A 7864-nucleotide genomic window follows, 5' to 3' on the forward strand; every position below is an offset into this window, starting at 1 on the left:
CGGCCCGCGACCTGTTCCGGGCTGAACCGATCGGTGAGCATCGTGGCGACTTGTTTCCGTAACGCTAACCCGTCCAGCTTCCGGGTTCTTGGCCGCCGAGCCCGTGCCCAGGTCTGCTCCTGCGCAAGCGAAGGCACGTAGCGGCCGGCGACCTGGTTTCTGGTCACTTCCCGGCTGATCGTTGACGGCGCCCGGCCCAGTGCCGCTGCGATGCGGCGCACCCCGTGACCCCGGGCGAGCTGGAACCCGATCTCTTCTCGCTCTCGCAACGATAAAAGCCCGACACGGGCAACACTGAAATCCTGAACCGGTGATGGCAGCACCTTCTGATGCTCGCTTAACCACCGATACCCAGTAGGCCGCGACACTCCCGCAGCCTGCGCCGCGACGGCGACCGATAGCCCCGCGTCCACCCCCTCCCAAAACGTTAAACGAACGCTCAAAGGCGACAACGGTCGAGCCATCGACAACACCCCACGGAACTCAGGGTGTTGCTCTCACCACCTGAACTCGCCGTGCGCCCGTCTGGTCGTTTTCTGGACAGCCGATTCGGGTGCCCGTCTACAACGGCCAGAGCTCGAGGGTTCCAATGCCGGAGGTCGTTCTTCGGTTTGGGTCGAAGTGGCCTCGTGGACGGCCGGCCCCCGTTCAGTTCAACGGTTTGGGGTGTCACGGGTTGGGGCTCTTCGTGCGCCTCTGGCGCGGTGGGTTTGGCGGATTGGAGAAAAGGGAAGCTCATTTGGATTCAATATGGGGATTATGCCGATCTTGCCGTGGAGGCGCCGGTGGTTGAATCAGTCGCTGCGCTCGGCGACGGCAATGGCGAACTCGAGGTCGTTGATGCCGCACCAGGGTGGTCGCGGTTGCGGATTAGTTCGGCCTTGAAGAGGGGAGTGAAGGCTTGGCCCATCGCGTTGTCGTAACGGTCGTCTTTGGACGCGACCGTGGCGACGGCTTCGATGTCGGCGAGGCGTTCGGTACGGCGGATAGCCCAGGTTGTTCAAGACATACGCTCGCAGGATCCGCCTGCTGGTTGTGCCTCGCATGTGGTGGGCTTGCCTCGGAGTAGTGTCGCGTTGTCGACCCGGCCGGGCAGGATGCCGCTAGTGAGCCGAGAGCGGAGCGAGGTGGAGGTCGGCGGCGGCGAGCACCTCGGCCCCCGCATCCCGGAGCGCGGCCATGAAGGCGGCCTGGACGGATACCCCGGGAACCTCGGTGCCTTCGAACTCGAAGTCGGGTGCGGCGCAGGCGTCGTGCACGACCGTAACAACGAGGCCGAGGTCGAGCGCGGCTCTGGTGGTCGCGTCGATGCACATGCTGCTCATCATGCCCATGATGACGAGGTGTTCGATGTCCTCGTCCCGGAGTAGCTGTTCGAGTCCGGTGCCGATGAAGGCGTTCGGGGAACCCTTGGTCAAGTGGCGTTCGGTCGCTACCGGCGCTACGAGCGGGTAGATCTCGGCGCCCGCGGTCCCGGGGATGAAGAACGTCGCATCCGGTTCGGTGGCGAGGTGCTGGAAGTGGATGATGGGGGTGCCGGTGGCACGGGCCGTGTCGAGGACGCCCCGGGCGATGACCGCGGCAGACTCACTCCCGGTGAGGGGATATGCACCCCCGGGGAAGTAGTCGTTCTGAATGTCAATGACCACAATTCCAGTGCTCACATTTGCTCCGCTTCGTTTTTTTGTGCCATCTTCCCACATCACTCTCATCGTCACGGGCAGGAACTGATCGACGAGAACCAGATCGGCGCGACGACGTCGGCCTGCCGTTTCGCGCACTCAGCTGCACGTAACCTTGGTGCTCGCTGGTCGGACTGTCCCGATGGTCGTTTTTGTGCTGCTCGGCGGTGCCTGGGCTGACCGATTGCCGCGCAAGAGCCTCATGGCCACCAGCGATTTGGTGCAGTTGTGTACGCAGGCAGGGTGCGTGCGCTGATCCTGACGCAGCATGCCTCGGCGCTTTGGGCGATGGTCCTGCTGTAGGCGGGTAACGGTGCGGCGAGTGCTTTCTTCCGGCCTGAATCCACGGGACTGGTGCAGGAGGCTGTTCCCGTCGCCGAGTGGCAGAGCGCAAAGGGGTTACTGTCGGCGAGGAGCGGCATCTCCGCTCACGCAGGCCCGGTGATCGCCGCCGTACTCATCGCACTTGTCGGCAATGCTTGGGCGGTCGGGGCGCCCTGCGAATTTCGACCGAGTTCGTCACCGCGATCGAAGTCGACATCGGATGGTCGGTGGCCTTGTTCGGCATCACGTACTTCGTGATCCTTAACGGTGACTTCGGCACTCAAGGCGGCCGTGCGAGAGAATCCAGTGAGGGCGCCCATGATCATGGAGGCCAGCGTCATAAGTGCGCGGACCTACATGGGATTTTCGATTACCCGTCAGAGACAGACGAGCGGGCTGATCTGGGAGAGCTCTTGACGATCGTCCGTGCCGACGTTCGTCTGCCTTTCGGTCCGAGTCAGTTGGTCACGACGTGCAGCGTCAGCTCTTCCGGTCGTTAGAAATTTGCGCGGGCGGCGAGATAAAGCGCTCCAACGAGTTCGGCTCGGCTTCCGTGTTCTGCCGCTGCAACGGTCATTCCTTGAGCTGCTGCAGGTTGCGCATACTGATCGATACCCAGTCTGATGCCGGTGAGAAGCGCAGGATTGGCCGTTCCGAGTGTGCCGCCGACCACTAAGAGACTGGGGTTGAGCAGGTTACACAGCGCGGACAAGGCTTGACCCACGGTGCGACCGGCGTCACTGAAGATGCGGTCCGTGATTTCATCTGCGAAGGGGAGGCTGTCGATTCGGTCGATGGTGACGCCTTCATGGCTGTGGGCTAGCTGCGCGACGACACTGTCGACTGAAACCACTGCCTCAAGACACCCTCGGCTACCGCAGCGACACAGCTCCGCGTTGTTTTCGAGTCGATTATGTCCTATTTCCCCAGCTAATCCTGCTGAGCCTTTGTAGATTCGGCCTCCCAGAATGAGTGCCGCTCCGATGCCGTCGGAAATTTTCACGTAAAGAACGTCATCATGCCCGGATGCCACACCGCGCCGATGCTCTCCGATCGCGCCGAGGACTGCATCATTTTCTACCAGCACGCTGTGCCCCAAGCGCCGCTGTAGCTCTGCAGCCGGATCAAGCCCGACCCAGCCCGACAAAATCGTGGGCGATCGGACCACTCCGCGTTGCGCGTCCACGGGGCCCGGGATACCCGCAACAATCGTGACAAGATCGCCGATTTCGTATTTTTCACATAACCGGTCGAGAAGCTCGCAGGCCGCATTCATTGCCTCCTGCGCGTTCAAGTCGACGTTCAGCAACGTCGTCGCGCTCGCAATCTCCGCGCCAGATCCATCAGCCAGTGCCACGGAAATGTGCTTGTGGCCAAAATCGATACCCGCTACCCATCCCGACAATGGAGTCGGGAGCAGACGTAGAGCTGGTCGACCGCTCCCCGATCCCTTGCCCTTCGCGAGAGGGTCGACCTCCACCACACGGCCTTCGCGTAAAAGCCGACGCACCAGGAATGTGACACCGCTTGGGGACATCAACGTCGATGAGGCCAGTTCTGAACGAGAAAGTCCCTCGGGGGCAAGCCGAATACGGTCGTACAGGTCTTCAAGGGCCCTATCTCGCGGGGCGACAGCTCGTACATCGGTCACCTTGCCAGCATAGGCAGTGTGATGGTGCAAAAAAATCTTTCTTGCGATGAATGGCCAAAAAAAAGACAGAAATGCAGTCTTTTAGGCATTGACTGACGAGAAGATTCGCGGTTCACTTGCACCAGCCTCGGTACCCGTGCTTGTTCTGCGCACAGCAGTAAAGACGCCGAAGATGCTTGCTTCCGGGTCGGAGACGACTCGGGAGAGCTGGATCAATCCTGTAATGGTGTCAGAGAGGACAACCGTGAATCAGATCAGCAATCAGGGGCGACGTGACAGGAGGGTCGCAAAGACCGCGCTGTCCATGTGCGCAGGGGGTGTCGGCATTGCGCTGGTGTTGAGCATGGCCTCAGGGACGCTTGTGGCGGCCGCCGCGCAGCCAACCCCGGCGACCACCCCCCGGGTCTCACCGGCCACCGCCTCGGATGCCCCATTTACGAAGACTGTCTCATATCTTCTTTCCCAGATGACCCCGGGCGAAGAGGTTGCCGTAGTCGAGCATGGCGTCGATCCAGATAACCACGGCCAAGCAGGCTACCTGGCCGGAGTTCCCCGACTTGGCGTCCCCGCGATCCGGCATGCTGACGCCTTGGGCATCAACGTATACGCCGACGGAACAGCATTCCCCACCCGACTTGGACTCGCCTCTTCCTTCGACCGCAATGCGTACAACGTCCTCGGTGAAGAAGTCGGAAAACAGGGGAGGGCTCTGGGCGTAGATCTCGTTTACGGTCCCCAGGTCGATATGGCGCGCTACCCTTCCTGGTCCAGGAATTTGACTACGAACGGTGAAGACGCGTACGTCTCCTCCCAGTTCTCCGCGGCTGAGATCAACGGCATTCAGAGCACCGGTCTCATGTCACAGGTCAAACACGTGTCGTTCTACAACGGCCAAGATCGAGACACACCGTCGCTGATCGGATCGCAGGCGGCGCACGAGATCTACCTCGCACCAGCGCAGTCCGCAATCCAGCAGGGCGGCGTCAGCTCGGTGATGTGCTCTTACGCGATCTTCCAGATTGTCGGCGAGCAAAGCGCGCCACAGTACGCCTGCTCGAACTCCAATCTCCTCACCAACATCGTCAAGAATCAGTTCCAACTCAAGGGTTTCATCACGTCCGACTACACCGCTAGCAAGGCAACGTCGGACGTCCTAGCTGGGATGGACAATGAGTTCGCCTCCAGCAACCTTTCGGCGTCCAAGCTGGTCCCACTCATCGACTTGACGTCATCATCGTTTAGTGCACCTTATGCCGCTGCGACGGCCAATGCGGTCGCGCGCATGCTGTACGAGTACGAGCGCTTCGGCCTGCTTGACAACAGCAAGATTCCCACTGCGCACGAGTCGGCGGTACCACAGCACGGCGACGTCACATCGACCTACAACGGCACGAGCGTTGACAAGCAGAGTGGCGATAATGTCGCTCTGGCGCTGGCCGAGGAAAGCGGCGTTCTCCTGAAGAATGACAAGGATGCTCTTCCCCTGTCGACGAACAAAACCGTCGCGGTCGTCGGGCCCACCTCGACGCTCCTACCCGCAAGCCCTGGCGGCGAACGAGCTCGCGGCTTTGGCGACCAGGTCCAATACACCCCGTTCAAGGCCGTCACGGCGCAGGTGGGTTCGGCAAACGTCACCTCCGCGCCGGGCGTGGACTGGATCGGGGACACCGTCCCCACCGCCAACCTGAGAGTGACGAAGGACGCGAACGCCCTGCCCGGCCTCACCCGTGCGAGCGCCGATGGCTCCACGACCGTTGATAGCACCATTGACGGCCAGCAGACGACCCTTGCCAAGGGCGGCCAGTACACCTGGACTGGTTACCTGAACGTCACCACAGCCGACACCTACGGGCTGCTTCTCCAGCGGCCATACGGGATTGACACGGGCAACAAGTCGGCGTACAACGGCGGCATCCAGCAGGAGCCCAGCCGCAACGCTCCGCCGGAGCCGCTCAGCCTCAGCGTTGATGATGCTGCGCAGACGATCGTGAACCCTGGAGGGAACATCCTGCCGAACGCATTCCCTGGCGGGGAGCGTGCGTCCAATAACCAGTACCTCGGCAAGCAGAACCTGGGCGTGAGCCTGGAACTATCGGTCGGACTGCACAAGATCAGTTTCACCTACAAACCGACTCTCACAACAGCCACGGCACCAACGGTCCGCTTCGCCTGGGCCCCCCTGGCACAGAACACAGCCAAAGCAGTCGCGGCGGCGAAGACGAACGACGAAACTGTCATTTTCGTCGATGACTCCACCCCGGGGATCACTCAGGGTGCCGGACCGAACTCGTCTACGTCGGCCGCCCTTCGGAACCTCAACAAGACGCAGGTGGACCTCATCAACACAGTGAGTGCCGCAGCCCATGCGGCCGGCCACAAAGCCGTTGTCGTCCTCAACTCCGGAACCGCCGTGGCAATGCCCTGGGTCAACAACGTCGATGCTGTCCTCGAGATGTGGTATCCGGGCGAACGGGGCGGCGAGGCAACATCCAACCTGCTCTACGGGCTGGTGAACCCATCGGGCAAACTCCCGATGACGTTCCCCAAGAACGACGACTCCACGCCCTTTTCCAGCAACCTCGAGCGCACCACCGGAACGCAGACCGCAACGGAGACCAGACCGTCAATCAAATGGACAGACGGAGTCGATGTGGGCTACCGCTGGTACACCGACCCGACGGCGAACGTCAATGGTTATGAGCCGCTTTACCCGTTCGGTTTCGGGCTCTCCTACACGACGTTTCGGTACTCCGGGCTTCGCGTGAAGAACGCGAAGGACGGCGGGCTTGACGTCACGTTCACCGTCAAGAACACGGGCGAGAAGGACGGAGCAGACTCACCTCAGGTGTACATCGGATCTTCCCCAGATCTTGCCGTGCCGACTTATGACGCCAATGGCATCGTGACTGGCGGGTTCCAACAGTCCGCACAGAAGCTGGTGCAGTTCGATCACATCCAACTGGCCACCGGTCAGTCGAAGACGGCAACCCTCCACGTCGACCGGCAGCAGGTATCCGCCTGGGACACTATCGGTCAGAAGTGGGTGATTGGATCGGGTGACCGAATGATCTCCCTTGGCGCCTCATCCGAAGAACTCGTTTTATCGGTTACCCGGAAAGTGCGGTAACCCGTGTTCGCTCCCACGCTGTGGCCGCGGGAGGACAAAGGCTCGCGCTCGACAACGTCTAACTGAACCCCGCGTAGTTTCTGTGGCTGGGCGACCCACGCAAAGGTCGCCCAGCCGGATCAATACCTCGGGGTTGTAAGCCTCTACCGTCGGCTCAACACGACTCTGCCGCGGGCAAGTGTGGTGTCGTCCCCGGGTAGCAGCTGGCTCGGCTTATTCCGCGACCTGACCGCGCGTGGCCTCACCGGGGTTAAACTCGTCACCAGCGACGCTCACGCCGGCCTCGTGGCAGCGATCGGGGCGGCCTTGACTGGCGCGACCTGGCAGCGCTGTCGAACCCACTACGCCGCGAATCTGATGTCCGCGACCCCGAAGTCCAGCTGGCCGTGGGTGAAGACTCTGCTCCACTTGCGTCTATGACCAGCCCGACAAGGACGCCGTGCACGCCCAGTTCGACCGGGTCCTGAACGCCCTCGAAGAGAAGCTGCCCGCGGTCGCCACTCACCTCGAGACAGCCCGGGCCGACGTGCTCGCGTTCACCGGGCTTCCGAAGGAGAGCTGGCGTCAGCTCTGGTCCAACACCCCACAGGAACGCCTCAACCGTGAGATCCGCCGCCGCACCGACGTCGTGGGCATCTTCCCCGACCGCGGCTCCCTGATCCGGCTCGTCGGAGCGGTCCTGGCCGAACAACACGACGAATGGATCGAAAGCCGTCGCTACCTCGGCCTCGACGTCCTCAGCCGCTCACGCCTCACCCCAATCCCGACCGAGGAGGAGGAACAAACAACCGAACTCAGCGCCCTCAGCGCCTAGAAATCCAAGAATCACGCGGAAAACTCGGTACACCAAACATTTGGACTTGACCCGTTATGAATCACGGCGGACGGAGGGAGTAAGGGATCTGGGCACTGCCCATTATCGAAAGCGCCCAGCTGCCGCGATTCACAACGACCGGAGTTGTAAGCAGGGTCCTGAGACATCCCGTAAACAAGGCTCTGAGACATGGCCCTCTCTGTCAACCTTGGGTAAGGCACCGGGATCGTCCCGAATAGTGTCGTAGAGGGCGGGGAAGGATTTCC

The 7864-nt window shown here is 61.7% G+C and carries 5 protein-coding genes and 1 pseudogene; 2 read left to right on the top strand and 4 right to left on the bottom strand.

The annotated features are described in order from the left end of the window. The 4 genes from QN350_RS18320 to QN350_RS18335 all read right to left on the bottom strand — a co-directional run. Window positions 1-323, bottom strand: a 323-nt coding sequence (locus tag QN350_RS18320; protein WP_323517076.1) for a helix-turn-helix domain-containing protein, incomplete at its 3' end; no start/stop codon positions are given. A gap of 780 nt (window positions 324-1103) precedes the next feature. Next, complete coding sequence (locus QN350_RS18325) at window positions 1104-1664, bottom strand: cysteine hydrolase family protein (RefSeq protein ID WP_322140280.1); 561 nt, start codon at window positions 1662-1664, stop codon at window positions 1104-1106. A 446-nt stretch (window positions 1665-2110) separates the two neighbouring features. Continuing rightward, complete coding sequence (locus QN350_RS18330) at window positions 2111-2347, bottom strand: hypothetical protein (RefSeq protein ID WP_322140279.1); 237 nt, start codon at window positions 2345-2347, stop codon at window positions 2111-2113. A gap of 155 nt (window positions 2348-2502) precedes the next feature. Then, complete coding sequence (locus QN350_RS18335) at window positions 2503-3657, bottom strand: ROK family protein (RefSeq protein WP_322140278.1); 1155 nt, start codon at window positions 3655-3657, stop codon at window positions 2503-2505. A 244-nt stretch (window positions 3658-3901) separates the two neighbouring features. Here QN350_RS18335 and QN350_RS18340 point away from each other — a divergent pair, with 244 nt between their 5' ends. Continuing rightward, a complete protein-coding gene (locus tag QN350_RS18340; protein WP_322140277.1) occupies window positions 3902-6784 on the top strand; it encodes a glycoside hydrolase family 3 protein in 2883 nt (960 codons plus the stop codon). A gap of 186 nt (window positions 6785-6970) precedes the next feature. After that, window positions 6971-7598 (top strand): annotated as a pseudogene (locus tag QN350_RS18345) (transposase); the annotation flags it as partial. Window positions 7599-7864: the final 266 nt, after the last annotated feature.

The organism is Cryobacterium sp. 10I5, assembly GCF_035019865.1.
Taxonomy (GTDB): Bacteria; Actinomycetota; Actinomycetes; order Actinomycetales; family Microbacteriaceae; genus Cryobacterium; species Cryobacterium breve_A.

What these genes read in the sequence shown, in the direction of transcription:
- QN350_RS18330 (WP_322140279.1), bottom strand. Translation starts at nt 2,347, where the DNA reads ATGACGCTGGCCTCCATGATCATGGGCGCCCTCACTGGATTCTCTCGC.